This window comes from Ectopseudomonas oleovorans (genome assembly GCF_003052605.1).
In the GTDB taxonomy this organism is placed as follows: Bacteria; Pseudomonadota; Gammaproteobacteria; order Pseudomonadales; family Pseudomonadaceae; genus Aquipseudomonas; species Aquipseudomonas oleovorans_A.
On record NZ_QASO01000050.1, the window covers coordinates 16,515 to 40,104 of the forward strand.

General features: G+C 64.7%; 19 protein-coding genes. 8 read left to right on the plus strand and 11 right to left on the minus strand.

Annotated features, from left to right (window positions below; translation table 11 throughout):
• Nucleotides 1-89: 89 nt before the first annotated feature.
• Nucleotides 90-1,025, plus strand: coding sequence for a hydroxymethylglutaryl-CoA lyase (locus tag DBO86_RS09645; RefSeq protein ID WP_108233564.1), 936 nt, complete (start codon nucleotides 90-92; stop codon nucleotides 1,023-1,025).
• Between the two features lie 378 nt (nucleotides 1,026-1,403).
• Here the strand turns inward: DBO86_RS09645 and DBO86_RS09650 are convergent, their stop codons facing one another.
• The 6 genes from DBO86_RS09650 to DBO86_RS09675 form a co-directional block, all read right to left on the minus strand.
• On the minus strand, nucleotides 1,404-2,399 hold the full coding sequence (locus tag DBO86_RS09650; protein WP_108233565.1) for a TRAP transporter substrate-binding protein: 996 nt from the start codon (nucleotides 2,397-2,399) through the stop codon (nucleotides 1,404-1,406).
• A gap of 130 nt (nucleotides 2,400-2,529) precedes the next feature.
• Complete coding sequence (locus tag DBO86_RS09655; RefSeq protein WP_003462158.1) at nucleotides 2,530-3,351, minus strand: HpcH/HpaI aldolase/citrate lyase family protein; 822 nt, start codon at nucleotides 3,349-3,351, stop codon at nucleotides 2,530-2,532.
• A 109-nt stretch (nucleotides 3,352-3,460) separates the two neighbouring features.
• Nucleotides 3,461-4,663 carry a CaiB/BaiF CoA transferase family protein gene (locus tag DBO86_RS09660; RefSeq protein WP_108233566.1) on the minus strand — a complete coding sequence of 401 codons (1,203 nt, stop codon included), beginning with the start codon at nucleotides 4,661-4,663 and terminating at the stop codon, nucleotides 3,461-3,463.
• A 14-nt stretch (nucleotides 4,664-4,677) separates the two neighbouring features.
• Nucleotides 4,678-6,030 carry an MmgE/PrpD family protein gene (locus DBO86_RS09665; protein ID WP_108233567.1) on the minus strand — a complete coding sequence of 451 codons (1,353 nt, stop codon included), beginning with the start codon at nucleotides 6,028-6,030 and terminating at the stop codon, nucleotides 4,678-4,680.
• A gap of 10 nt (nucleotides 6,031-6,040) precedes the next feature.
• Nucleotides 6,041-7,204: an acyl-CoA dehydrogenase family protein gene (locus DBO86_RS09670; RefSeq protein ID WP_084341116.1), complete on the minus strand. Its 1,164-nt coding sequence runs from the start codon at nucleotides 7,202-7,204 to the stop codon at nucleotides 6,041-6,043.
• A 129-nt stretch (nucleotides 7,205-7,333) separates the two neighbouring features.
• Nucleotides 7,334-8,161 carry an HTD2 family dehydratase gene (locus tag DBO86_RS09675; RefSeq protein ID WP_108233568.1) on the minus strand — a complete coding sequence of 276 codons (828 nt, stop codon included), beginning with the start codon at nucleotides 8,159-8,161 and terminating at the stop codon, nucleotides 7,334-7,336.
• Between the two features lie 200 nt (nucleotides 8,162-8,361).
• Between DBO86_RS09675 and DBO86_RS09680 the strand changes: the two genes are divergently transcribed.
• Both DBO86_RS09680 and DBO86_RS09685 read left to right on the plus strand, forming a co-directional pair.
• Nucleotides 8,362-9,249: a LysR family transcriptional regulator gene (locus tag DBO86_RS09680; protein WP_108233580.1), complete on the plus strand. Its 888-nt coding sequence runs from the start codon at nucleotides 8,362-8,364 to the stop codon at nucleotides 9,247-9,249.
• Between the two features lie 228 nt (nucleotides 9,250-9,477).
• Nucleotides 9,478-10,032: a nucleoside deaminase gene (locus DBO86_RS09685; RefSeq protein WP_003462169.1), complete on the plus strand. Its 555-nt coding sequence runs from the start codon at nucleotides 9,478-9,480 to the stop codon at nucleotides 10,030-10,032.
• Between the two features lie 86 nt (nucleotides 10,033-10,118).
• On the opposite strand, the gene DBO86_RS09690 is transcribed toward DBO86_RS09685, so the two are convergent.
• A complete protein-coding gene (locus DBO86_RS09690) occupies nucleotides 10,119-11,672 on the minus strand; it encodes a sigma-54-dependent transcriptional regulator (RefSeq protein ID WP_104727579.1) in 1,554 nt (517 codons plus the stop codon).
• A gap of 256 nt (nucleotides 11,673-11,928) precedes the next feature.
• On the opposite strand from DBO86_RS09690, the gene phhA reads away from it, so the two are divergent.
• The 5 genes from phhA to ggpS all read left to right on the plus strand — a co-directional run bounded on the left by phhA (nucleotide 11,929) and on the right by ggpS (nucleotide 18,409).
• A complete protein-coding gene (gene phhA / locus DBO86_RS09695) occupies nucleotides 11,929-12,714 on the plus strand; it encodes a phenylalanine 4-monooxygenase (RefSeq protein WP_108233569.1) in 786 nt (261 codons plus the stop codon).
• Nucleotides 12,715-12,890: 176 nt separating this feature from the next.
• The gene (locus DBO86_RS09700) at nucleotides 12,891-13,244 is read left to right on the plus strand and encodes a 4a-hydroxytetrahydrobiopterin dehydratase (protein WP_108233570.1); all 354 of its coding nucleotides are present in this window, start codon (nucleotides 12,891-12,893) and stop codon (nucleotides 13,242-13,244) included.
• Nucleotides 13,241-14,437, plus strand: a complete 1,197-nt coding sequence (locus DBO86_RS09705) for an amino acid aminotransferase (protein WP_108233571.1) — start codon at nucleotides 13,241-13,243, stop codon at nucleotides 14,435-14,437. Before DBO86_RS09700 ends, DBO86_RS09705 begins: the two co-directional genes overlap by 4 nt.
• 204 nt (nucleotides 14,438-14,641) lie before the next feature.
• Entirely contained in the window at nucleotides 14,642-15,892 is a 1,251-nt protein-coding gene (locus DBO86_RS09710; RefSeq protein WP_108233572.1) for an MFS transporter, read from the plus strand.
• 258 nt (nucleotides 15,893-16,150) lie between these two features.
• On the plus strand, nucleotides 16,151-18,409 hold the full coding sequence (gene ggpS / locus DBO86_RS09715; protein WP_108233573.1) for a glucosylglycerol-phosphate synthase: 2,259 nt from the start codon (nucleotides 16,151-16,153) through the stop codon (nucleotides 18,407-18,409).
• Between the two features lie 77 nt (nucleotides 18,410-18,486).
• Here the strand turns inward: ggpS and DBO86_RS09720 are convergent, their stop codons facing one another.
• The 4 genes from DBO86_RS09720 to zwf form a co-directional block, all read right to left on the minus strand.
• Entirely contained in the window at nucleotides 18,487-20,409 is a 1,923-nt protein-coding gene (locus DBO86_RS09720; RefSeq protein ID WP_108233574.1) for a methyl-accepting chemotaxis protein, read from the minus strand.
• A 141-nt stretch (nucleotides 20,410-20,550) separates the two neighbouring features.
• Nucleotides 20,551-21,222 (minus strand): bifunctional 4-hydroxy-2-oxoglutarate aldolase/2-dehydro-3-deoxy-phosphogluconate aldolase, encoded by a 672-nt coding sequence (locus DBO86_RS09725; protein WP_084341123.1) that lies wholly within the window; start codon nucleotides 21,220-21,222, stop codon nucleotides 20,551-20,553.
• Between the two features lies 1 nt (nucleotide 21,223).
• Nucleotides 21,224-21,937, minus strand: coding sequence for a 6-phosphogluconolactonase (pgl, locus tag DBO86_RS09730; protein ID WP_074858532.1), 714 nt, complete (start codon nucleotides 21,935-21,937; stop codon nucleotides 21,224-21,226).
• Nucleotides 21,924-23,393 (minus strand): glucose-6-phosphate dehydrogenase, encoded by a 1,470-nt coding sequence (gene zwf / locus DBO86_RS09735; protein WP_108233575.1) that lies wholly within the window; start codon nucleotides 23,391-23,393, stop codon nucleotides 21,924-21,926. Before zwf ends, pgl begins: the two co-directional genes overlap by 14 nt.
• Nucleotides 23,394-23,590 lie beyond the last annotated feature (197 nt).

The window sequence follows — 23,590 nt, forward strand, 5'->3', positions numbered from 1 at the left end:
CCCTTAGAGCAGACGACGCAGAGCGTCTGCCGGATGCATTCCCACGCGGACGGTTCGACGTGGGAACGATCAAAGATTGAGGATTACCCATGAGCAAACGCCTTTATATCCAGGACGTCGCCACCCGTGACGGCTTCCAGATCGAAGCGTCCTTCGTGCCCACCGAAGACAAGATCGCCCTGATCGACCGCCTGTCCCACACCGGCCTGGCCAAGATCGAGGTCACCTCCTTCACCTCGCCCAAAGCCATCCCCAACCTGCGCGATGCCGAAGAGGTGATGCGCGGCATCCAGCGCGTGGCTGGCGTGGAATACACCGTGCTGGTGCCCAACGTGAGGGGCTGCGAGCGCGCGTTGTCGTGCGAAGTGGATGAGATCAACCTGGTGATGTCGGCCAGCGACACCCATGGCCTGGCCAACCTGCGCATGACGCCGGAGCAATCGCTGGCGCAGTTCGCCGAGATCATCGAGGTGACGCGTGGCAGCGGCGTGCTCATCAACACCTCGCTGTCGACCACCTTCGGCTGCCCGTTCGAGGGCGAGGTGCCCGAGACGCGCGTATATGAACTGACCGAGCGTCTGCTGGAGATCGGCGTACAGGCCGTGACCCTGTGCGACACCACCGGCATGGCCGACCCGGCACAGGTCGAGCGTATCTGCCGCGAGGCCCTGCAGCGCTGGCCCGAAGCAGTATTTACCGCGCATTTTCACAACACCCGTGGCATGGGCCTGGCCAATGCACTGGCGGCGCTGAATGCTGGCATCGACCGCTTCGACGCCTCGCTCGGCGGCCTTGGCGGCTGCCCCTACGCGCCGGGTGCCAGCGGCAATATCTGCACCGAGGATCTGGTGCACATGTTCCAGCGCATGGGCCTGGACACCGGCGTGAACCTCGATGCCCTGCTCGACGCCGCCGCCACCCTGCCCGACCTGATCGGCCACGAGGTGCCGGGCGCCATCCTCAAGGCGGGCAAATCCGATCGCCGCTATCCCAAGCCGAAGTGGATGCAGGAGGCCGGGCTCTGAGGTTCGGCTACCAAATCGCGGCTAAAGCCCCTCGCACAAGATAGCGTCGGTCCGTCTGCATACCACTTTCATCGCCTGCCCCCGAAGGCTAAGCCCAAAAGCACGGAGTTGATGCTTATCGTGGGAGTCGCGCCCCGCGACGAATGCCATGGCCAACGCTAAAGTCACTCAATGGCTGCAATCGCTTCGCCCCGAGGCGGAGCTCCTACACGGGTAATGAGGTCACACCGTCGCGGCGTTAGGGTCTGCGCCGAGTTGCAACAGCCAATTGCGGTCAGGGGCTGACAAAATAATGTGGGAGGGGCTTTAGCCGCGACGCCCTCATTCGACATGAAAACGCCCGGCACAAGCCGGGCGTTTTCATGCCAGGGGGAACACTCAGCCCTGGTTGGACTTCTCTGCCGCCTGGATCAGCTCGGCGCCGATCTCCTTCTCGAACTTCTGCCACACCGGGCGCATCGCCTCACGCCATTCGGCGCGCTGCTGCGGGGTCAGCTCGATGATCTCGGTGGTGCCAGCCTTGGCAATATCCTCTTTGGCTGTGCGGTTGAGTTCGTCAGCCTGCTTGTTCACCTCGACGGAAACCTCGGCCATGATGGTTTCCAGCTCGCTGCGCACGTCATCCGGCAGGCCCTTCCAGAATTTGGTGTTGGTGATCACCATGTAGTCGATCAGGCCATGGTCGGACTCGGTCATGTACTTCTGCACCTCGTGCACCTTCTGGCTGAAGTAGTTCGACCAGGTGTTCTCGGTGCCGTTGACCACGCCGGTCTGCAGGCCCTGATAGACCTCGGCAAAACTCATCTTGCGCGGGTTGGCGCGCACCGCCTTGAACTGTTCCTCCAGCACCGCCGACGCCTGCACGCGGAACTTCAGACCCCGGGCATCGGCCGGATCGCGCAGCGGCTTGTTGGCCGACATCACCTTCAGACCGTTGTGCCAGTAGGCCAGGCCAGTGATGTTCTTGTCTTCCATTGAGGTCAGCAGCCCACGACCCTCCGGGCTGGCCTGGAAGCGATCGACCGCCTCCATGTTGTCGAACAGAAATGGCAGGTCGAAGATCTGCATCGGTTTGGCGTACTGCTCGAACTTGGCCAGCGACGGCGCCAGCATCTGCACGTCGCCGAGCAGCAGCGCCTCCATTTCCTTGCCGTCGCCAAACAGCGACGAGTTGGGGTAGACCTCTACCTTCACCCGGCCTGGCAGGCGCTCTTCGGCCAGTTGTTTGAGCAGCAGCGCGCCCTGCCCCTTGGGTGTGTTGTCTGCCACCACATGGGCGAACTTGATCAGGATGGGCGCATCGGCAGCCTGAGCCAGGCCTGCACAGGACATAATGGCGGCGCAGGCGAGCGCCTTGGCGGTGAGTTTGAACATGACGTTACCTCATTGTTTTTGTAGGTTGGTACGTGGTTACAAGGTGGCTGACTGCCTTGGCAGCCAGCCGTTTTTTGTAGGAGCCGGCTTGCCGGCGATCGGCTGAGAAGCATCGCCCGCAAGCGGGCTCCTACGGTTCTCCTGCGCGTTGCAGCAGACGACGAGCGCGACCGAGTACGGGGGCGTCGACCATCTGGCCGTCGACCACGAAGACTCCGTCGCCGCGGCTGGCTGCCGTCATCACCCGGCGCGCCCAGGCCAATTCCTGGTCGGTCGGGCGCAAGGCGTCGTGGACGAGCGCCACCTGAGTCGGGTGGATGCAGAGCAAACCGTCGAAGCCCATGTCGCGGGCATCGCGCGTCGTGCGGGCAAGGCCGTCGCGGTCCTCGATGGCGGGAAATACGCTGTCGAGCGGTGCGGCCAGGCCGGCCGTGCGCGAATGCAGCAGCAAGGCATAACGGGCCTGGTCGAGGATGCGTTCGGCCGCGGCGCTGCCGCTGCTCAGGCCCAGGTCCAGCCCCAGGTCGAGGGCGCCGAAGGACAGGCGCTCGACGCCTTCGCTGCGGGCGATCTCCGCCAGCGCCAGCAGCCCCGCTGCACTCTCGATGATCGGCCACACCGGCTTGCCGCAGGCCGCCACACGCGCCACCTGCGCAGCACTTTCCACCTTGGGCAGCAGCACGCCGATGACACCGGCATGACGGCCGCACAGTTCGATATCGGCGCCATGGCCGGCATGCTCTGGCGCGTTGATGCGCACCAGCAAGCGAGCCTCTGGATTGGCGGTGAGAAAGCCATCGAGATGGGCGCGGGCCTCGACCTTGAGGCTCTCCTGCACGGCGTCTTCCAGGTCGACGATGACCGCGTCGGCACCGACGGCGAGCGCCTTGGGGATGCGCTCCGGGCGGCTCGCCGGCACGAACAGGGCGCTGCGAATGATCTGTGAATTCATACCTTGCCCCGTAGGGTGCGCCGTGCGCACCAGCTTCTGGATTCATCGGTGCGCACAGCGCACCCTACGCAACGACACGCAACCGGATTGAATCCGCAAACAGGCGAGTTCATACCGCCCCCTGTTCATGCAGGCGCTGGATATCGCCAGCGGCATAACCCAGCTCGGCGAGCAACGCATCGGTGTGCTGGCCCAACGCCGGGATGGCATCCATGCGCGGTTCGAAGGCGCTGTTGCGCCCCGGCGGCAACAGCGCCGGCAGGCTGCCGCTGGGGCTGTCGACCTGGCGCCAACGCTGGCGCGCTTCGAGTTGCGGGTGAGCCCAGACGCCAGCCATGTCGTTGACCTGGGCATTGGCGATCTGCGCCAGCTCCAGGCGCTCGATGACCTGCGCCGTACTCATGCGCGAGAAGGCTTCGACGATCAGCGCACGCAGTTCGGCGCGGTTGGCCGAGCGCTTGAAGTTGGCCGAGAAGCGCTCGTCGCCAGCCAGCTCCGGCTGCTCCAGCACCTTGGCGCAGAACGCCTGCCACTCACGCTCGTTCTGCAGGCCGAGCATCACCGTACCGCCGTCGCCAGCCGGGAACGGGCCGTAGGGGTAGATGGTCGAGTGCGCGGCGCCAGCGCGCGGCGGCGGCGTGGCGCCGTCGTAGGCGTAGTACAGCGGGTAGCTCATCCACTCCACCAGGCTTTCCAGCATCGATACGTCGACGCGGCTGCCGATACCGGTCTTGCCGCGCAGCATCAGAGCCGACAGCACGCCGGTGTAGGCGTACATGCCGGCGGCGATATCGGCGATGGAGCAGCCGGCCTTGGCCATCTCCTCCTCGCCCGCGCCGCCGGTAACGGAGAGAAAGCCGCCCTCGCTCTGGATCAGCAAGTCGTAGGCCTTCTTCTGCTCGTACGGGCCGCCCTCGCCATAGCCGGAGATGTCGCAGACGATCAGTTGCGGGAAGCGCTCGTGCAGCGCCTCGAACGACAGGCCCATGCGCGCGGCGGCGCCCGGCGCAAGGTTCTGCACCAGCACGTCGGCCTTGGCCAGCAGGCTGCCGAGCACCTGCATGGCGTCGTCCTGCTTGAGGTCGAGGGTCAGGCTTTCCTTGGAACGGTTGGTCCACACGAAGTGCGAGGCCAGGCCATTGACGCGCTCGTCATAACCACGGGCGAAATCGCCACTGCCGGGACGCTCGACCTTGATCACCCGAGCGCCGAGGTCGGCGAGCTGGCGGGTGCAGAACGGCGCAGCGATGGCGTGCTCCAGGCTGACCACGGTGATGCCATCCAGTGGCCGGGGTTGTTGTGCGTTGTTCATGTCCATGTCCTCGGTCAGGCCAACTGGCTCAGGTCGTCGGTTTCGCGCAGGCGCCAGACCCGCTCGATCAGCACGCCGGCCTCATCGCTGCTGCGCTGGCCGGCGAAGGCCAGCAGGCGGCGGAACTTGTCTTCCAGCTCGGAGCGGCTGAGGGTGTTGCCGGGGTCGCCCTTGGGTTCATCGATGGCGCCACGCAGGGTGCGGCCATCGGTGGTGATCACCTCGACGCGGCCCAGCCAGCGCTGCGGGTAAGCCACATCCACCTCCGGGTCCAGGCGCATCTGCACCTTGTCGCGGAAGGCGGCCACGGCCGGGTCCTGCAGCGCCAGGTTGGCGAACTCGGTCAGTTGCGCGCTGCCATGTACGGCGATCAGGCCGAGCACGGTGCCCATGGAGAACTTGGCCTGGTGCACGGTCTGCGGCACGGTCACGCGGCCGAGCACATCGATGGCGCCTTGATGCACACGGGCGATGACTCGCTCGATCTGCTCGTGGCGCAGACCTTCGCGCTGCATCAGGTCGAGCAGCGCGTCAGCCGCCGGATGGGTATGGCGGCAGGAGGCGTGGAACTTGAACGAGGTCTCCACCAGCGCCCAGCGCCGGCCGAGACGGTCCGACAGCTTGCTTGGATTGGCGTCACTGGACATGCCCGCAGCCATGCCCTGCTCGCCTTCGAGAATGTTCTGCGCGCCGGTCAGGCCCTGCTCGGTGAAGTACGCGGCGAGCAGACCGTCGGCCGCCGCCTTGGCGGTGTGCAGCTGCTTGGAATCGGCGGCATCGCGCAGGAACTCCCACAAGCCTGCAGCCTGGGTACCGGCATTACCGAGCAGGTGGATGAACTGCTGCTGGTCGAAGTCCAGCAGCTTGCCCACGGCCACCGCAGCGGCCAGGGTGCCGACCGTGGCCGTGGTGTGAAAGATGCGGTAGTGCGAGCGACCAAGGAATTCGCCGATGCGAATGCCCGCCTCGTAGCCGGCCACCGAGGCCAGCAGCAGCTCGCGCCCGGACTTGCCGAGATCCTGCGCCGCCGCCAGGGCGGCCGGGAACACCACGGTGGCCGGGTGCAGCACCGAGCTGTTGTGCAGGTCGTCCTGCTCCACCAGATGAGACGACGCACCGTTGACCAGGGCGGCGAAGTACGCCGAGGTGCCGCGGCCGTTGACCAGGATGCGCGCCGGGCCGTCGGCCGGGCCCATCCGCTGCGCATAGGCCTCGAACAGCGGGATCGGCCGCGCGCCCTCGCTGGCTATGGCCGAACCCAGCCAGTCGAGGAACAGGTCTTCGGTGCGGTCCAGCACGTGGCCAGGAATCTGCTCGTAGGACAGCTCGGCAAGGAACGCGGCCAGTTGTTGAGTATGTTTGCTCATGGTCGCGGCCTCAGAAACTGCGTGGCAGCTCGAGCAGGTGCTCGGCTACATAAGAGAGGATCAGGTTGGTCGAGATCGGCGCCACCTGGTACAGGCGGGTTTCGCGGAACTTGCGCTCGACGTCGTATTCGTTGGCGAAGCCGAAGCCGCCATGGGTCTGCAGGCAGGCGTTGGCCGCCTCCCAGCTGGCCTTGGCCGCCAGGTACTTGGCCATGTTGGCCGCCGCCCCGGCGTTGCGCCCGGCGTCGTATTCCTCGCAGGCGCGCCAGCGCATCAGGTCGGCAGCCTCGATCTCGATATGCGCCTCGGCGATGGGGAACTGCACGCCCTGGTTCTGGCCGATGGGCCGACCGAACACCACACGATCGCGGGCGTACTGCGCGGACTTCTCGATAAACCAGCGACCATCGCCGATGCACTCGGCGGCGATCAGCGTGCGCTCGGCATTCAGGCCGTCGAGGATGTAACGGAAACCTTTGCCTTCTTCACCAATCAGGCTGCTGGCGGGAATCTCCAGGTTGTCGAAGAACAGCTCGTTGGTCTCGTGATTGACCATGTTGGCGATCGGCTGCACGGTCAGGCCGTTGCCGATGGCTTCACGCAGGTCGACCAGGAAGATCGACATGCCTTCGGACTTGCGCTGCACCTCGGCCAGCGGCGTGGTGCGCGCCAGCAGGATCATCAGATCGGAATGCTGGACGCGCGAGATCCACACCTTCTGCCCGTTGATCACGTACTTGTCGCCCTGACGCACGGCGGTGGTCTTGATCTTGGTGGTGTCGGTGCCGGTGGTCGGCTCGGTGACGCCCATCGACTGCAGGCGCAGCTCGCCGCTGGCCAGCTTGGGCAGGTAGTAGCGCTTCTGCTCTTCGCTGCCGTTACGCAGCAGGGTGAACATGTTGTACATCTGCCCGTGGATGGTGCCGGAGTTGCCGCCGCAGTGGTTGACTTCCTCGAGGATCACCGAGGCCTCGGCCAGACCCAGGCCCGAGCCGCCGTACTCTTCCGGGATCATCGCCGACAGCCAGCCGGCCTCGGTCATGGCCGTGACGAAGGCTTCCGGGAAACCCCTCTCCTCATCGATCTTGCGCCAGTATTCGGCGGGAAACTCCGCACAGAGGGCGCGCACGCCTTCGCGGATAGCGTTGAGTTCTTCGTTATTGTTGTGGTTCATCAGTCGCCCTCGGGTCGTGCGCTATTTGCTATGTAGGAGCCCGCTTGCAGGCGATGCTCTTCGTTTTTGATCGCCCGCAAGAGCTAGCCGCCCGCCGGGCTCCTACGGATCAGTGTTTGCCGTCAGAAATCAGTCGAATTGCACCTCGGCTCGCTGCGCCAGGCCGGCCTCGTTGCCCGCCCACAGCTCGGCCTGGCCCTCGCCGCTGATGCGCCCACCGACCTCGAACGGCTGCGGCGCAATCAGCGGGCGCAGGCCGCGATAGGCGAAATGACGCAGGCGCGCCTGCGGGTTGGCGCGGCAGAAGGCGCGCAGGTTCAGGGTGGCGATCAGCGGGCCGTGCACCACCAGGCCGCTGTAGCCTTCGGTTTCGGTGACGTAGGGCCAGTCGTAATGGATGCGGTGGCCGTTGAAGGTCACTGCGCTGTAGCGAAACAGCAGCGTGCTGGACGGCGTGACCGCCTCGCGCCAGTCACCAGCGACCAGCGGCTCGCCGCTGCTGGCCTTGGGCGGGCTGGGCTCGCGGTAGACGATGTCCTGCTCTTCGCGGATGGCCAGTTGGCCGTCCTGCAGATAGTCGTGCTGCACGGTGACGAACAGCAGCGCGCCGGTGCGGCCGTGCTTTTCCTCGATGTGCTTGATGGTCGATACCCGGCTGGCTTCGCCACCCACCCGCAGCGGCTGGATGAACTCGATACGGCCGCCAGCCCACATGCGGTTGCGATTGTCGGCCGGCGGCAGAAAGCCACCACGCGCCGGATGGCCGTCCTCGCCCAGACCGTTCTCGGCGACCGGCTCTTGAAAAAACGCCCAGTGCCACAGCGGCGGCAGCGCCTCGCCATGGGCCGGCGTGGCTTCGCCGAAGGTGGCGGCGATGCGCTTGACCAGGTTGCGGCTGAGTTGGTCGTGGACTTCTTCACTACGACCGATCCAGGCGGAAAAAGCAGAATCACTCATGGGGCAGGTTCCAGCTCGGTTCTTGTGTGAGCTGGAGCATGCGATGCTGCACGCGTTCAGAGAATCCGCATTTATTTAAACCAGCGTTCGGATATGCTTAACACGAATCCTGTAGGAGCCCGCTTGCGGGCGATGCTTTACAGATCGCCAGTGATCGCCCGCAAGCGGGCTCCTACGAATGACCTCAGGAAATGGCCACCATGCATTTCGATCTGCCCGACCTGCGCCTGTTCATCCACATTGCCGAGTCGCCAAGCCTGACCCAGGGCGCGCGCAAGGCGTTTCTCTCGCCGGCCGCCGCCAGCGCGCGGATCAAGTCACTGGAAAGCCAGCTCGGCAGCCGCCTGCTGTATCGCGACAGCCGTGGCGTCGAGCTGACCCCGGCCGGCCAGCGCCTACTGCAGCACGCGCGGCTGATCATGCGCCAGGTGGATTATCTGAAGAGCGAATTCACCGAATACGGCACCGACGCAGCAGGGCATATCCGCATCTTCGCCAACACCACGGCAGTGACCGAATTTCTCCCTGAGGTGCTGGCCGGTTTTCTCGCCGAACGTCCCGGCGTTACCGTCGACCTGCAGGAGCGTCTGAGCCGCGATATCGTCCGTGGCGTACTCGATGGCGCGGCGGATCTCGGCATCATCGCCGGCCCGGTGCAGGCGCCAGGTTTGCAGGTGCTGCACTTCAGCACAGACCGCCTGGTGCTGGCCGTGCCGCTGGGCCATGCCCTGGCGCAGCGGCAGTCGGTGAGTTTCGCCGACACTCTCGCCTACCAGCACATCGGCCTGCACGAAGGCAGCACCCTACTGAGTTTTTTGCGTGAGCAAGTGGAAGAACTCGGCGGCAACCTGGCCCTGCGCATCCAGGTCTCGAGCTTCGAGGCGATCTGCCGGATGATCGAAGGCGGCGTCGGCATCGGTATCATTCCCGAGTCGGCCGCACGCCGGCACAGCCGCACCATGCAACTGGCCATCCTGCAACTGGACGAAGCCTGGGCGGTGCGCGAGCGCAGCATGCTGGTCCGTGAGCTGGATGCGCTGCCGGGCAGCGTACGCGCGCTGATCGACCGGCTGAACCAGGGCGTGTAGCGCCAGGTAAAATTCCGGGCAAAAAAAGGGCGACCAAATTGGTCGCCCGCCCATTCAAGGCACTCCTCGAAAGGAATGCGGAAACGCTTGCACCCAAATCACGCAGGATGATCGGGACGGCCTCAGTGTCGCCGCCGGTGCCTGCCCTGCCTATTGCACCAAGGTCGTAGGGCACGTGACCAATGGCGGGCCATACTCCGACAACATTTCGCCGGCCATGGAGACGCCATGAACACCGAGCACCTCGCCCTGTTGCAGCAGGCGCCAGCCAGCACTCACGACGATGACACCTGGGCCAGGCTGTGCTGCGAACAAGCCCTGCTGGCACTCGAAGAAGGTTGTTATGCGGTCGGCGCACTGCTGGTGGATGGCGCAGGTGAATTGCTGTGCAGCGCTCGCAACCAGGTGTTCACCTCGACTTACAGCAGCGCCGCCCACGCCGAGATGCAGGTGCTCGACCAGCTCGAAAGCGAACATGCGCAAGTCGACCGCCGAGGTCTGACCCTGTACGTCAGCCTCGAACCCTGCCTGATGTGCTACGGCCGTATCCTGCTGGCCGGCATCACCCGCGTACGCTACCTGGCGCGTGACCGTGACGGCGGATTCGCCCTGCGTCACGGCCGCCTGCCTCCGGCCTGGGCCAATCTCGCTTCCGGCCTTGCGGTGGTTCAGGCCAAGGTCGATCCCTACTGGCTCGACCTAGCCGAGCAACTGATCGAGCGCCTGCAAGACCGACGAGCCATGCGCGAGCGCGTGCTCGCGGCATGGCGCGGCGGTCGTTGAAAACCGTAGGGGGCGCCGTGCGCACCCAAAATCGCAGACATCAACCAGAGCTAGCGGAGCGTTGGTGCGCGCGGCGCACCCTGCGTCTACTCCTTGCCCAACCCGTGCTGCCGTAGCTTGTTGGCGATGGTGGTATGGGAGACACCGAGGCGCTTGCCCAACTGACGGCTGCTCGGGTGATCGCGGAACAGCCGCTCCAGCACCGCCTTCTCGAAGCGGCCGAGGATATCGTCGAGGTTGCCGTCGACAGAGAACTCACCGAGCGGCTGTGGCGCGCCGTAGTCCGGCAGGCGGATATGCTCGGCCTTTACCGTACCGCCATCGCACAGCGACACCGCCTGGAACAGCACGTTTTCCAGTTGCCTCACGTTGCCCGGCCAATGATAATGGGCCATGCGCTCGAAGGCCTGCGGCGCCAGTTTCGGCAGCGCACAACCGATCTGCCGGCTGGCGGAATCGAGAAAGTGCTCGACCAAAGGTGCCAGGCCATCGAGGCATTCGCGCAGCGGCGGGATATGCAGGCTGAGCACGTTAAGGCGGTGGTAGAGATCCTGACGAAACTCGCCATGGGCGCAGAGTTCGGACAGATCGACCTGGGTGGCGCAGATCACTCGCACGTCCAGGTACACCTCCTCGTCGCTGCCCACACGGCGGAAGCAACCATCCTGCAGAAAGCGCAGCAGCTTGGCCTGCAGACGCGGGCTCATCTCGCCGACGCCATCGAGAAACAGCGTGCCGCCTGCAGTCAGCTCCAACAGTCCGAGCTTGCCTTCCGGGCGCGCGCCTTCGAAAGCACCGGGGCCGTAGCCGAACAGCTCGGTCTCAGCCATGGACTCTGGTAACCCTGCGCAGTTAAGTGCCATGAACGGCGATTGCCCGCGCGGGCTGGCCAGGTGACAGGCGCGCGCCAGCAGCTCCTTGCCGGTGCCGGTTTCGCCCTCGATCAGCAGCGGCGCGTCCAGCGGCGCCATACGGCGCGCTTCCTTGACTACCGCGGCCATCACCTTGGAGCTCTGGAAGATCGAGTCGAAGCCGCGCAGCTCCTGCTTGCGCACGTGGTAGATGCGCTCGCCGACGCGGTCGGCGCGGTGCAGGGTCAGCACCGCGCCGGCCAGCGCCTCGCTGTCGTCGTGCTCGTTCTGCAACGGCGCGATATCGGCGAGAAACACATCGCCCTTGATCTTCACCCGCAGGCCGTTGATCCGCGCCTTGTTGGCGCGCACCAACTCGGGCAGGTCGAAGTCCTCGGCATAACGCGACAGCGCCATGCCCGGCACCTCGTCGACGCGCACGCCGAGCAGCTGCGCGGCGCTGCGATTGGCGGCGACGATGCTGCCGCCCATGTCGATCGACAGCACCGGGAAATCCAGCGCACCGAGCAGCGCGTTGAGCTCCAGATGACGGCGCTCGCTGGGCATCAGGCCGACGCGCTTGACCCCGAACACCCCGGGGATGGCCTCGAATTTGGGCCGCAGCGACTGGAACTGCAGGTTGATCAGGTTCGGGCAGTGCAAGTAGATGGCGTTGCCCTGCTCGCCGCCCACTTCGCCGCGGGCGACATTGATGCCGTAGTCGACCAGCAGGTTGAGGATGTCACGCAGGATGCCAACACGGTTTTGGCAGTGGACCTTGATACGCATGGCTCAGGCTCTTGTTGTTATGGCCGCCGCCAGGTCGCTGAAATCGACGATGGCAGCATAATTTCCGTCAAGAATATGTGACACCAAAACCAACCAGCAAGCTGGATATTCGCCATTCCGGCAAAATCGTAATCAAAATTTTACAGTTTCTGGACCCTGCGTAAGGCACCGCCTCTCACTCGCCTGCTTTCAACCCGAGCAATCAGCGGCATGCTCGGGTCAAGACAAGAACAACAGCCCCCAGAAGGAGGCAGCGATGAAGAGTACGCAGTACCTGGCCCGGGAACCGGACGAGAGTGGCTTTATCCATTACCCGGAAAGCGAGCATCAGGTGTGGAATACCCTGATCACCCGCCAGCTGGAGGTGATCGAGAATCGCGCCTGCCAGGAATACCTGGACGGTATAGAGCAACTCGGCCTGCCCATGGAGCGCATTCCGCAGCTCGGCGAGATCAACCGTGTGCTCGAAGCCAGCACCGGCTGGCGCGTGGCGCGGGTTCCGGCGCTGATCCCGTTCCAGACCTTCTTCGAGCTGCTGGCCAGCAAGCAGTTTCCCGTCGCCACCTTCATCCGCACGCCCGAGGAGCTGGACTACCTGAAGGAACCGGACATCTTCCACGAGATATTCGGCCACTGCCCAATGCTCACCAACCCCTGGTTCGCCGAATTCACCCACACCTACGGCAAGCTCGGCCTTCAGGCCACGAAAGAGCAGCGCGTCTATCTGGCGCGGCTGTACTGGCTGACCATCGAATTCGGCCTGCTCGACACCCCAGAGGGCCGGCGCATCTACGGTGGCGGCATCCTCTCCTCGCCGAAGGAAACTCTCTACGCGCTGTCCGACGTGCCCGAACACCAGCCCTTCGATGCACTCGAAGCGATGCGCACGCCGTATCGCATCGACATCCTGCAGCCGGTGTACTTCGTCCTGCCCGAGCTCAAGCGCCTGTTCGAGCTGGCTCAGGAAGACATTATGGCGCTGGTGCATCAAGCCATGGCGCTCGGCCTGCACGCGCCGAAATTTCCGCCGAAAGCCGCGTAGACCGTGACGGCCCATTACCAACAAATGGCGTTGCCCTATCAATTCGCCGCCCCGGCGCGAAACGATTGCGGCCTGACTCCCTTATCGGCGTTGCCCCCGCGATTCGCCGCGAGGGCGCGGCCCCTACACTCGATGATCAACTACTGTCATTACATTGTTTACCCAGGAGAACCCCAATGAGCCTTGCCCAAACCCAATGCGAAGCCTGCCGCGCCGATGCGCCGAAAGTGACCGATGAAGAACTCGCCGAGCTGATCCGCGAGATCCCCGACTGGAACATCGAGGTACGCGGCGACCATATGGAGCTGGAGCGCGTGTACCTGTTCAAGAATTTCCGCCATGCCCTGGCATTCACCAACGCCGTTGGCGCCATCGCCGAGGAAGTCGGCCATCACCCTGCGCTGCTCACCGAATGGGGCAAGGTCACCGTCACCTGGTGGAGCCACGAGATGCGCGGCCTGCACCGCAACGACTTCATCATGGCCGCGCGCACCGACGTGCTGGCCGCCAGCGCCGAGGGCCGCAAGTGAACCATTTCGCCCAGATCGCCCGCGTCCCGGGTGATCCCATCCTCAGCCTGATGGAAGCCTATCGCCTCGACAGCAACCCGGCGCGCCTGGACCTTGGCGTCGGCGTCTACAAGGACGCCCAGGGCCTGACGCCAATCCCCCACGCGGTGAAACTCGCCGAACAGCGCCTGATCGACGACGAACAAACCAAGACCTACGTCGGCGGCCATGGCGACGCCGCGTTCGGCACGCTCCTGAGCCAGCTGGTGCTGGGCGCTGACTCGGCACTGCTCGCCGAGCAGCGCGCCGGCGCGACGCAAACACCGGGTGGCACCGGCGCCCTGCGGCTGGCGGGTGATTTCATTCGTCACTGCCTGCCGGGGCGCGGTATCTGGCTGAGCGATCCGACCTGGCCAATCCATGAAACCCTGTTCGCCGAAGCCGGGCTCAAGGTCGGCCACTACCCCTACGTCGGCGCCGACAATCGCCTCGACGTCGAGGCCATGATCGCCGCCCTCACCCACCTGCCCAAGGGTGACGTGGTACTGCTGCATGCCTGCTGCCACAACCCCACCGGCTTCGACCTCACTCCGCGCGATTGGAAACGCGTGCTGGAGGTGGTCAAGGCGCGCGAACTGCTGCCGCTGATCGACTTCGCCTACCACGGCTTCGGTGATGGCCTGGAGCAAGACGCCTGGGCCGTGCGCCTGTTCGCCGCCGAACTGCCGGAGCTGCTGATCACCAGTTCCTGCTCGAAGAACTTCGGCCTGTATCGCGAACGCACCGGTGCCCTGCTCGTCTGCGCCAGCAACGCCGAAAAGCTTGCCGACATCCGCAGTCAGTTGGCCTGCATCGCCCGCAACCTGTGGTCGACGCAGCCCGCCCATGGCGCTGCGGTGGTGGCGCAGATACTCGGTGACGACGAGCTGAAAGGGCTCTGGCTGGACGAGCTGGAAAGCATGCGCCTGCGCGTCGCCAGCCTGCGTCGCGGCCTGGTCGAAGCGCTGGCACCCCACGGCCTGAGCGAACGCTTCGCGCATATCGCCGAACAGCGCGGCATGTTCTCCTACACCGGTCTGTCAGCTATACAGGTGCAACGTCTGCGCGAGGAATTCAGCGTGTACATGGTCGGCAGTGGCCGCGCCAACGTCGCCGGACTGGACGCCACACGGCTCGACCAATTGGCCAGCGCCATCGCCCAGGTCAGCCTTTGATGCAGCCAACGCAACGGGCCGGAATCGGTGCACGCACAGGTTCCGGCGCCCCGGCAGCGCGCAGCGTAGCGACTCAGAAAATACTCAACTACCGTTTATCGATAAAAATAAATCTTATAAATCAATAACTTAAACAAACAACCCGGCAGGCACTGGCCTGCTTCATGCTTGCCATCGGCGGCATAGTCCCCTAGGGTGGTTTGCATGTTGTCTCTCATTGCCCCCATCAGCTCGTTGCTGAGCGGCGTGGCTCTGCTCCTGCTCGGCAATGGTCTACTCAACACCCTCCTGACCCTGCGTGGCGTCGCCGAAGGCTACTCCACCACGATGCTCGGCCTGATCATGTCCGGGTACTTCGTCGGGTTCCTCCTCGGCACCTGGCTGGCGACTCCGCTGGTTCGACGCATCGGACATATCCGCGCGTTCGCCTGCTGCGCCGCCCTGGCTGCCATTGCCGCCCTGCTCCATCTGCTGCTGATCGATCCGTGGGTCTGGCTGCTGCTGCGTGTGCTCTACGGTCTGGCGCTGGTGACGCTGTACATGGTCATCGAGAGCTGGCTCAACGCCAAAGCGCCCAACGAGAAGCGCGGCCAAGTGTTCGCCCTGTACATGGCGGTCAACCTCGGCGCCCTGGCCCTGGCTCAGCAACTGCTGCACCTGGCCGACCCGGTGCAATTCACCCTCTTCGCCATCGCTGCCATCCTCATTAGCGCCGCGCTGATGCCCATCACCCTTACCCGCCAGGCACAGCCGAGCCTGCCCGAGACACCGCCGAGCAACCTGCGCCAACTGTGGAATATTGCGCCGCTAGCGATAGTCGCAGCCGGCCTCTCCGGCCTTGCCATGGGCGGCTTCTGGGGCATGGCGCCGGTCTATGCCAGCCTGGCCGGTTTCGATACGCCGGGCGTCGGCCTGCTGATGACCGCGACCATTCTCGGTGGCGCCCTGCTGCAATGGCCCATCGGTATCTACTCGGATCGCCACGACCGGCGCCAGGTACTGCTCTGGGTGGTGATACTGGCAGTCGCCCTGGCGCTGATCATGAGCCTGCTGCCGGCCGGCCCACTGCTGCTCGGCGCCATCTTCATCTGGGGCGGCCTGGCTTTCGCCATCTACCCCATCGCCGTCGCACAACTGATCGACCAGTTGCACAGCGACGAGATCCTCTCTGGCTCCGCCAGCTTGCTGATGGTCAATGGCATCGGCTCGGTGTGCGGCCCGCTATTGGCCGGTCTGCTGATGGAGCAGTTGGGCGCCAGCGCGCTGCCGCTGTACTTCGCTTGCACCCTCGGCCTGCTGGCCGCCTACACCTTTTACCGGCTGCGCCATGTCAGCGATCTGGTCAGCGGCGACGCTGCGCACTTCACGCCCATGCTGCGCACCAGCCCCACGGTATTGGAGCTGATGCCCGATGCGCCGCCGCACGAATCGACAGAGGAGACGATTCAGTCCTGAAGTCATAGAACCTGTTCAAAGACTCGCGAGCTAGAGCCAGGCAAGGCGAAGTCGAGCGAAGAAGCGGAGTTTACGTGCTGTAAATGAGCATTCTGAGCTCGACTTCAACGCAGCATGGCCGACGCGCAGCAGTCTTTGGACGGGTTCTTAAAGGCTGTTTCGGCAAGGCCTTGAGCCTACCCCAAGCAGCCAGAAACCCGGCCCGTCGGCCGCTCGCCACCGAGCAACGCCGCAGCGGCCACTTCTGGAGAAACAACGATGCTATTAGCTACCGACCTGGATGGAACCTTTCTCGCTGGCGACCCCGAAGATCGCCTGAGCCTCTACCAGACCATCGCCGCCCACCCCGAGATCAAGCTCGCCTATGTCACCGGGCGCAGCCTGGAGGCAGTGCTGCCGCTGCTGGCCGACCCGACACTGCCGCAGCCGGACTACATCATCGCCGACGTCGGCGCGACCCTGGTGCATGGCGACAGCCTGCAACCGATCCAGCAGTTGCAGAGTGTGGTCGATGCCCGCTGGCCCGGCGAAACCCAGGTAGCCAGCGTCATCGAGCCGTTCGGCCTGGAGCGTCAGGACGTGCCGCAGGCGCGCCGCTGCTCCTACTTCTGCACGCCTGAGCAGGCAGCCAACCCGGCGCTACGCAAGATCGCCGATGAACTGGGCTGCGACCTGCTCTACTCCGCCGAGCTGTACCTGGACTTTCTGCCCAAAGGGGTGAACAAGGGCAGCAGCCTGCAGGCCCTGGCCGACTGGCTGGAGCTGGATCACGACCAGGTGCTGGCGGCCGGCGATACGCTCAATGACCTGTCCATGCTCAGCGCCAGCTTCCATGGCGTGTGTGTCGGCCAGTCGGAAGCCGCGCTGCTGGACGCCACGCGCAGCCACTCGCGCACTCTGCACGCCAGCCGCCCTGGCTGCGGCGGCATTCTCGAAGCCTTCGCCCATTTCGGCTTCCTTGGCGAGCACGGCATCGCCGCCGAACGGCGCCAGGCCGCGCAGCCGGGTAAGGCCGAGCTGGTGATGGTCTATCATCGCCTGCCCTATGAGGAATACCGCAACGCGGCCGGCAAGCTGCAACGTCGTCGCCCGACCTCACCCAACGGCATCATTCCCACCCTGCTCAGCTTCTTCGGCGACGGCCGCCCCGGCTCCTGGGTTGCCTGGGCCGTGCACGAGGACGGCGACGAACCGTTCGACAGCCACACCACCGTGGACGCCGAGCGCTATCCCAAGCTCACCGCCGCGCGGGTCAAGCTGAGCAAGGAAGAAGTCGATATCTTCTACAAGCGCTTCTCCAAGGAAGCCTTCTGGCCGACCCTGCACACTTTCTGGGAGCGCGCCGTCTTCAACGAAGACGACTGGCAGGTATTCCTCAAGGTCAACCGCGCCTTCGCCGAACGCACCGCGCTGGAGGCCGCCGAAGGCGCCATCGTCTGGCTGCACGACTACAACCTGTGGATGGTGCCGGCCTACCTGCGCGAGCTGCGCCCGGATCTGCGCATCGCCTTCTTCCACCACACCTACTTCCCCTCGGCGGACGTGTTCAACGTGCTGCCCTGGCGCCGGCAGATCGTCGGCAGCCTGCTGCAGTGCGATTACATCGGTTTTCACATTCCACGCCAGGTGGAGAACTTCGTCGATGTGGCCCGTGGTGTATTCCCACTGAAAACCCTGGATCGACAGAACTGCGCACCGCGCTTCATCACCTACGGTTGCGCCGTCGGCCTGGAGCGCATGACCACCGCGCTGGATACCGGCACGCGCCAGGTCAAACTGGGTGCGCACCCGGTGGGGCTGGATATCGACCGCGTGCGCAATGCATTGGAGGCACCGAAGATCAAGGAGCTGATGGCCCAGCTACGCGAAGAGATGAAAGGCGTGAAGCTGATCCTCTCGGTCGAACGCCTCGACTACACCAAGGGCATCCTGGAAAAACTCAACGCCTACGAACGCCTGTTGGCCGACAACCCCGAACTGCTCGGCAAGGTCACCCTGGTAACGGTCTGCGTACCGGCCGCGCGCGAGATGACCGTCTACAACGAACTGCAAACGCAGATCGAACAGGCGGTCGGTCGCATCAACGGCCGCTTCGCCCGCATCGGCTGGACGCCTTTGCAGTTCTTCTTCCGCAGCCTGCCCTTCGAGGAAGTCAGCGCCTGGTACGCCATGGCCGACGTGATGTGGATCACCCCGCTGCGCGACGGGCTGAACCTGGTGGCCAAGGAGTTCGTCGCAGCGCAAGGCCTGCTCGGCGGGCGTGGTGTGCTGGTGCTGTCGGAGTTCGCCGGCGCGGCAGCCGAACTCAAGGGCGCCCTGCTGACCAACCCGCACGACCCGGCCGACCTGGCACAGACCTGCTACCTGGCGCTGAACCTGCCCAAGAGCGAAGCCCAGGCGCGCCTGCGCGAGCTGTTCGATATCGTCTGCTTCAACGACATTCGCCGCTGGGGCGAGGACGTCCTCGCCGGCGTACAAGTGCAGGAAGAGCCAGAACCGCTGACCTTGGCCAGTTGAGTTCGGACAGGCGATGCGCGCCGCGCACACTACTGGTCGACGTAGGGTGCGCTGTGCGCACCGACACGACTGCAGGCTTAGACGCGGAAGCGGCTGACCATGGCCTGCAACTGACCGCCCAGACGGGCTAGTTCGGCGCTGGAGGCAGCGGTTTCTTCGCTGGCGCTGGCAGTTTGTTCGGAGATGTCACGCACGCTGATCACGCTGCGGCTGATCTCCTCGGCCACGGCGCTCTGCTCTTCGGCGGCCGCCGCGATCTGCTGGTTCATCGACTGGATGTTGGACACCGCCTGGGTGATGCTGGCCAGCGACACACCGGCCTTGCGGGTCAGCTCGACGCTGCTGTCGGTGATGTCGCGGCTGGTGCGCATCGCCGCTGCCACCTGCTGAGTACCACTCTGCAAGCCGGCGATCAGCGCTTCGATTTCCTCGGTGGACTTCTGCGTACGCTGGGCCAAGCCGCGCACTTCATCGGCCACCACGGCAAACCCACGACCGGCCTCACCGGCCCGCGCCGCCTCGATGGCAGCGTTGAGCGCCAGCAGGTTGGTCTGCTCGGCCACCGACTTGATCACGTCCATCACGCTGCCGATCTTGTCGCTTTCCTGCTGCAGGCCAGTCATGGCCTCGGAGGAACGCCCCACTTCGGCAGCCAGACGCTCGATCTGCGACACCACCTGAGCCACCACCTGATCACCCTGACGCGCTTCGGCATCGGCAGCGGTCGCGGCATCGGAGGCCTGCTCGGCATTGCGCGCCACTTCCTGCACGGTGGCGGACATTTCATGCATGGCCGTGGCCACCTGATCGGTTTCCTGGCGCTGATGATTGGCACCCGCGCTGGTCTGCTCGGTCACGGCGGAAAGCTGCTCGGCAGCGCTGGCGATCTGCGCCACGCCATCGCGAATGCCGCTGATCAGCTCTCGCAGGGTGCCGGCCATCTGCGCGATGCCCTGCTGCAACATGCCCAGCTCGTCACGACGCGTGATGCGCGCCGACTCGGTCAGGTCGCCATCGGCAATACGCTGCACGGCGCCTAGGGTGTCCTGCAGCGGACGCGTGATCTGGCGCGTGATCAGCCAGGCTGCCAACACACCGAACAGCAGCGCCAGCAGCACGGCGATGATCTGCCAGGTGCGCGCCTCGGCGCTCTCGATGGCCAGACGCTCGATCTGGAACTTGTACAGGGTGTCACTGATGCGGACGATCTCGGTCTGCTGGTCGGTCATTTCCTGACGGGTGCGGGCGATATCGGCCGTGGCGCCCTTGAACGCCTGCACGGTCTGCTCGAACTGCGCCAGGGCCGCCTCGATACGGCGTACGGCTTCTTGCTGGGTGCTACCAAAAACCTGCTCCAGGGTATCCAGGCTGGCACGGGCCATGGCGATACGCTCGGACAGCGCCTGTTCGATTTGGGCATCGGGGGCGCTGTCATAACGTTCAAGCAGATAGCGCAGGCGCAACAATTCGCCATGCGTAGCGGTCAGCGCCTGCAGTTGCGGGAAGCGATTGGCGTCGTATTCCGGCAGCTGTTCGATACTGCGCCGCATCGTGGCCAGCAGCTCACTCAATTGCTGGTCTTCGACAGCGACCTGATCACGCACCTTGGCCGCTACTGCGTAGGCGGCGCGCATGCCGGCCAGAGAGCGCTGGTAGTCCTGGTTATAGCGGTCCTGCTCCTGCAGCAGCTTGACGTTCACTGGATTGGTGAAGGTGCCGAGCAATTTTTTCTGCTGCTGCAGATAGATGTCGAGGTTGGTCAGCAAACGCTCGGTGCTGGGGGCATCGCCCTTGGCCAGCATGAACTGCAGACGGGCGATCCGCAGATTGGTCAGCGTGGCGTTCAGTTGCGTAATTTCGCTCATCCAGCTGCTGCGCTGGATAACGCTGCCCAGGCCGCTCCAGGCAGTCCAGGCCAGCGCCAGGGTCAACGCCAGCACCAGGCCGAAGCCGAGAGCAAGCTTGCGGGTCACGCTGAGATTAGCGAACCAGGTGTTCATAAAAATTCTCCAACTGCGGATGTTTCAGGTTTAGCTGGAGAATTTTTTTTATTGACGCCAGCACAATGACATTACCTGACGTCACAGGCGTCCAACGCGGCACAGATTTTAAGTCGATCCGACAATCGGCAGCGACGCGTTTCAGTCCAACAGCTGCAGTGCCTCGGCGCTGCATTGCTGGATACGCGCCCAGTCGCTGTTTTCCACCCATTCGCGCTGGAACATCCAGGTACCGCCGACACACATGACGTTGGGCTGCGCCATGTAGCGCTGCAGGTTATCCAGGGTGATACCGCCGGTCGGGCAAAACCGCACGCCAGCGAACGGCCCGGCCAGCGCCTTGAGCGCCGCCACCCCGCCGCACACCTCGGCGGGGAACAGCTTGAAGCGGCGATAGCCCAGGGCGTAGCCGATCATGATCTCCGACGCACTACTGATGCCCGGCAACAGTGGCAGCGGATTGTCCAGCGCGGCCAGCAGCAGCTCGCGGGTACTGCCCGGGGTGACGATGAACTGCGCCCCAGCATCCGTGGCGGCGGCCAGCATGTCCTCGTCCAGCACGGTGCCGGCACCGACACACAGCTCAGGACGCTCGGCGCGCAGACGACGGATCGCCTCCAGGCCGTGCTCGGAACGCAGGGTCACCTCCAGCACGCGCAGGCCACCGGCAGCCAGCGCATCGGCCAGCGGCAGGATGTCCGCCTCACGGGCGATGGTGATCACCGGCATGATCCGTGCCTGGGCGCAGATGCGGTCGATCTCGGCGATTTTGTCGGCCATGCGCGCGCGCTGGCCTTGGTCGAGGCTGGTCATGTCAGGGGCACCAATAGATTTCGAGAGGGGAATGCAGGAAGGCGCGGATCGGCATGCGCGCCACCTCGCCGGGCGCCAGCGCCTCGGCCAGGGTGGCCAGCTTGGCCTGGCCCTGGATCGCAAGCAGCGGCAGGCGCGCGCCGGCCAGCAGCGGCAGGGTCAGGGTCAGGCGCTGTGCGGGCTGGCTCGGCGCCTGCATCGGCAATACCCGGCGCGAGCAGTCGGCGCGTAGCGCCAGATCGAGATTGGGGCTGTCCGGGAACAACGAGGCGGTGTGGCCGTCGTCGCCCATGCCGAGCACCAGCACGTCGATCGGCGGCAGTTCGGCAAAGGCCGCATCGGCCAACTCGGCCGCCTGCTCCAGGCTACCGGCGACCCGGTACAGGCCGAGGAACTTCGCCTCGGAGGCCGCGCCACGCAGCAGATGACGGCGCACCAGCGCCTCGTTGCTGCTGGCGTGATTGACCGGCACCCAACGCTCGTCGGCCAGGCTGACCCGCACCTGCGCCCAGGGCAGATCCTGCTGCGCCAGCGCCTCGAAGAACGACACCGGACTGCGCCCGCCGGACACCACCAGGGTCGCCTGACCGCGAACGGCGATGGCCTCACGCAAGGCATCAGCCACGCGCACGGCCAGCGCCTGAGCCATTGGTCCGGCAGCGTCATGCGTACAGGCCCGGACGCCTGGCGGCAGTTGCAGTTCAGAGATCGCCATACCAGCTCCTGCCATCACGGGTGATCAAGGCAACCGACGCCATCGGGCCCCAACTACCGGCGGTATAGGGTTTCGGCGCCTCGCCGAGCTGCTTCCAGCCGGCGATCAGCTGATCGCACCACTGCCAGGCATATTCGATTTCGTCCTTGCGCACGAACAGGTTCTGGTTGCCGCGCATCACTTCCAGCAGCAGACGTTCGTAGGCATCGGGGATGCGCGCGCTGCGGTAGGTATCGGAAAAACTCAGTTGCAGCGGACCACTGCGTAGCTGCATGCCCTTGTCCAGGCCCTGATCCTTGGTCAGCACCTGCAGGGCGATACCCTCGTCCGGCTGCAGGCGGATGATCAGCTTGTTGCCGATCAGCTGGCGTTGCTCCGGGGCGAAGATGTAGTGCGGCGGCGCCTTGAAGTGGATGACGATCTGCGACAGCTTCTGCGGCATGCGCTTGCCGGTGCGCAGGTAGAACGCCACGCCGGCCCAGCGCCAGTTGCGGATGTCGGCACGCAGGGCGACGAAGGTTTCGGTGTCGCTCTGAGTGTTGGAATTCTCTTCTTCCAGATAGCCGGGCACCGGCCGACCGTCGCTGCTGCCGGCCACGTACTGGCCGCGCACCACGCGCTGGCCAAGCTGTTCGGCGCTGATCGGCTCCAGAGCCTTGAGCACCTTGACCTTCTCGTCGCGGATGCTGTCGGCGGACAGGTCGCTGGGCGGGTCCATGGCGATCAGGCAGAGCAACTGCAGCAGGTGGTTCTGGATCATGTCGCGCAGCTGGCCGGCCTGGTCGAAATAGCCCCAACGCCCCTCGATGCCGACCTTCTCGGCCACGGTGAATTCCACGTGGGAGATGTGGTTCTGGTTCCACTGGGTTTCAAACAGGCTGTTGGCGAAGCGCAGGGCGATCAGGTTCTGCACCGTCTCCTTGCCCAGGTAATGGTCGATGCGATAGACGCGGTTCTCCGCGAACACCTGCGCCACCGCATCGTTCACCGCACGCGAAGAGGCCAGGTCGTGGCCGATGGGCTTTTCCAGCACCACCCGGCAGCGCTCGGCCAGGCCCACCGCGGCCAGGTTGGCGCAGATGCCGCCATATACCGAGGCTGGCGTGGCGAAGTAGGCGATCAACTGATCCTGCGGGCTGACCTGCTCGAGCAGCGCCGAGTAGTCCTCGGCCTTGAGAAAGTCCATGGTCAGGTAGCTCAGACGCGCCAGGAACCGCGCCATGTCGGTTTCCGTCAGCTCCTTGGCTGGCACATGCAGGCGCAACGCCTGCTCGATGGCACGCAGGTGGTCGCTCGGCTCGCCCGCTTCACGGGCCAGGGCGAGAATGCGCGTGGCATCGTGTAGCAAACCAGCGCGATCAAGCTGGTAAAGCGCGGGAAACAACTTGCGCAAGGCCAGATCGCCCAGCGCTCCGAACAAGGCAAAGGTGCAGGATTCAAGCTTTATCGCGGGCATGGAGTTTGTTCTTTTATCAAGATGCACTAGAAATACCGGGTGATACTGCTTTTATCAAGGAAAAATGTTGTGATAGCAACAACATCATTCACTGCATCCGATAAGTCAGTGGTGACCTTGAGGCGGCATCAGTAGGATAGGCCGGTTGTTTTACCGCCCATCGCCTGTCGCCAAGCCCGTTCAACCGCCTGTTAGGA

Excerpts from the sequence above, each read along its gene's own strand:
- DBO86_RS09700 (WP_108233570.1), top strand. The coding sequence starts at position 12,891 with ATGAGCCTTGCCCAAACCCAATGCGAAGCCTGCCGCGCCGATGCGCCG.
- zwf (WP_108233575.1), bottom strand. The coding sequence starts at position 23,393 with ATGCCCGCGATAAAGCTTGAATCCTGCACCTTTGCCTTGTTCGGAGCG.
- DBO86_RS09710 (WP_108233572.1), top strand. The coding sequence starts at position 14,642 with ATGTTGTCTCTCATTGCCCCCATCAGCTCGTTGCTGAGCGGCGTGGCT.
- DBO86_RS09680 (WP_108233580.1), top strand. The coding sequence starts at position 8,362 with ATGCATTTCGATCTGCCCGACCTGCGCCTGTTCATCCACATTGCCGAG.
- DBO86_RS09685 (WP_003462169.1), top strand. The coding sequence starts at position 9,478 with ATGAACACCGAGCACCTCGCCCTGTTGCAGCAGGCGCCAGCCAGCACT.
- DBO86_RS09720 (WP_108233574.1), bottom strand. The coding sequence starts at position 20,409 with ATGAACACCTGGTTCGCTAATCTCAGCGTGACCCGCAAGCTTGCTCTC.
- DBO86_RS09690 (WP_104727579.1), bottom strand. The coding sequence starts at position 11,672 with ATGCGTATCAAGGTCCACTGCCAAAACCGTGTTGGCATCCTGCGTGAC.
- DBO86_RS09725 (WP_084341123.1), bottom strand. The coding sequence starts at position 21,222 with ATGACCAGCCTCGACCAAGGCCAGCGCGCGCGCATGGCCGACAAAATC.
- DBO86_RS09645 (WP_108233564.1), top strand. The coding sequence starts at position 90 with ATGAGCAAACGCCTTTATATCCAGGACGTCGCCACCCGTGACGGCTTC.
- DBO86_RS09670 (WP_084341116.1), bottom strand. The coding sequence starts at position 7,204 with ATGAACCACAACAATAACGAAGAACTCAACGCTATCCGCGAAGGCGTG.
- DBO86_RS09665 (WP_108233567.1), bottom strand. The coding sequence starts at position 6,030 with ATGAGCAAACATACTCAACAACTGGCCGCGTTCCTTGCCGAGCTGTCC.
- DBO86_RS09675 (WP_108233568.1), bottom strand. The coding sequence starts at position 8,161 with ATGAGTGATTCTGCTTTTTCCGCCTGGATCGGTCGTAGTGAAGAAGTC.
- DBO86_RS09660 (WP_108233566.1), bottom strand. The coding sequence starts at position 4,663 with ATGAACAACGCACAACAACCCCGGCCACTGGATGGCATCACCGTGGTC.
- DBO86_RS09655 (WP_003462158.1), bottom strand. The coding sequence starts at position 3,351 with ATGAATTCACAGATCATTCGCAGCGCCCTGTTCGTGCCGGCGAGCCGC.
- pgl (WP_074858532.1), bottom strand. The coding sequence starts at position 21,937 with ATGGCGATCTCTGAACTGCAACTGCCGCCAGGCGTCCGGGCCTGTACG.
- ggpS (WP_108233573.1), top strand. The coding sequence starts at position 16,151 with ATGCTATTAGCTACCGACCTGGATGGAACCTTTCTCGCTGGCGACCCC.
- DBO86_RS09650 (WP_108233565.1), bottom strand. The coding sequence starts at position 2,399 with ATGTTCAAACTCACCGCCAAGGCGCTCGCCTGCGCCGCCATTATGTCC.
- phhA (WP_108233569.1), top strand. The coding sequence starts at position 11,929 with ATGAAGAGTACGCAGTACCTGGCCCGGGAACCGGACGAGAGTGGCTTT.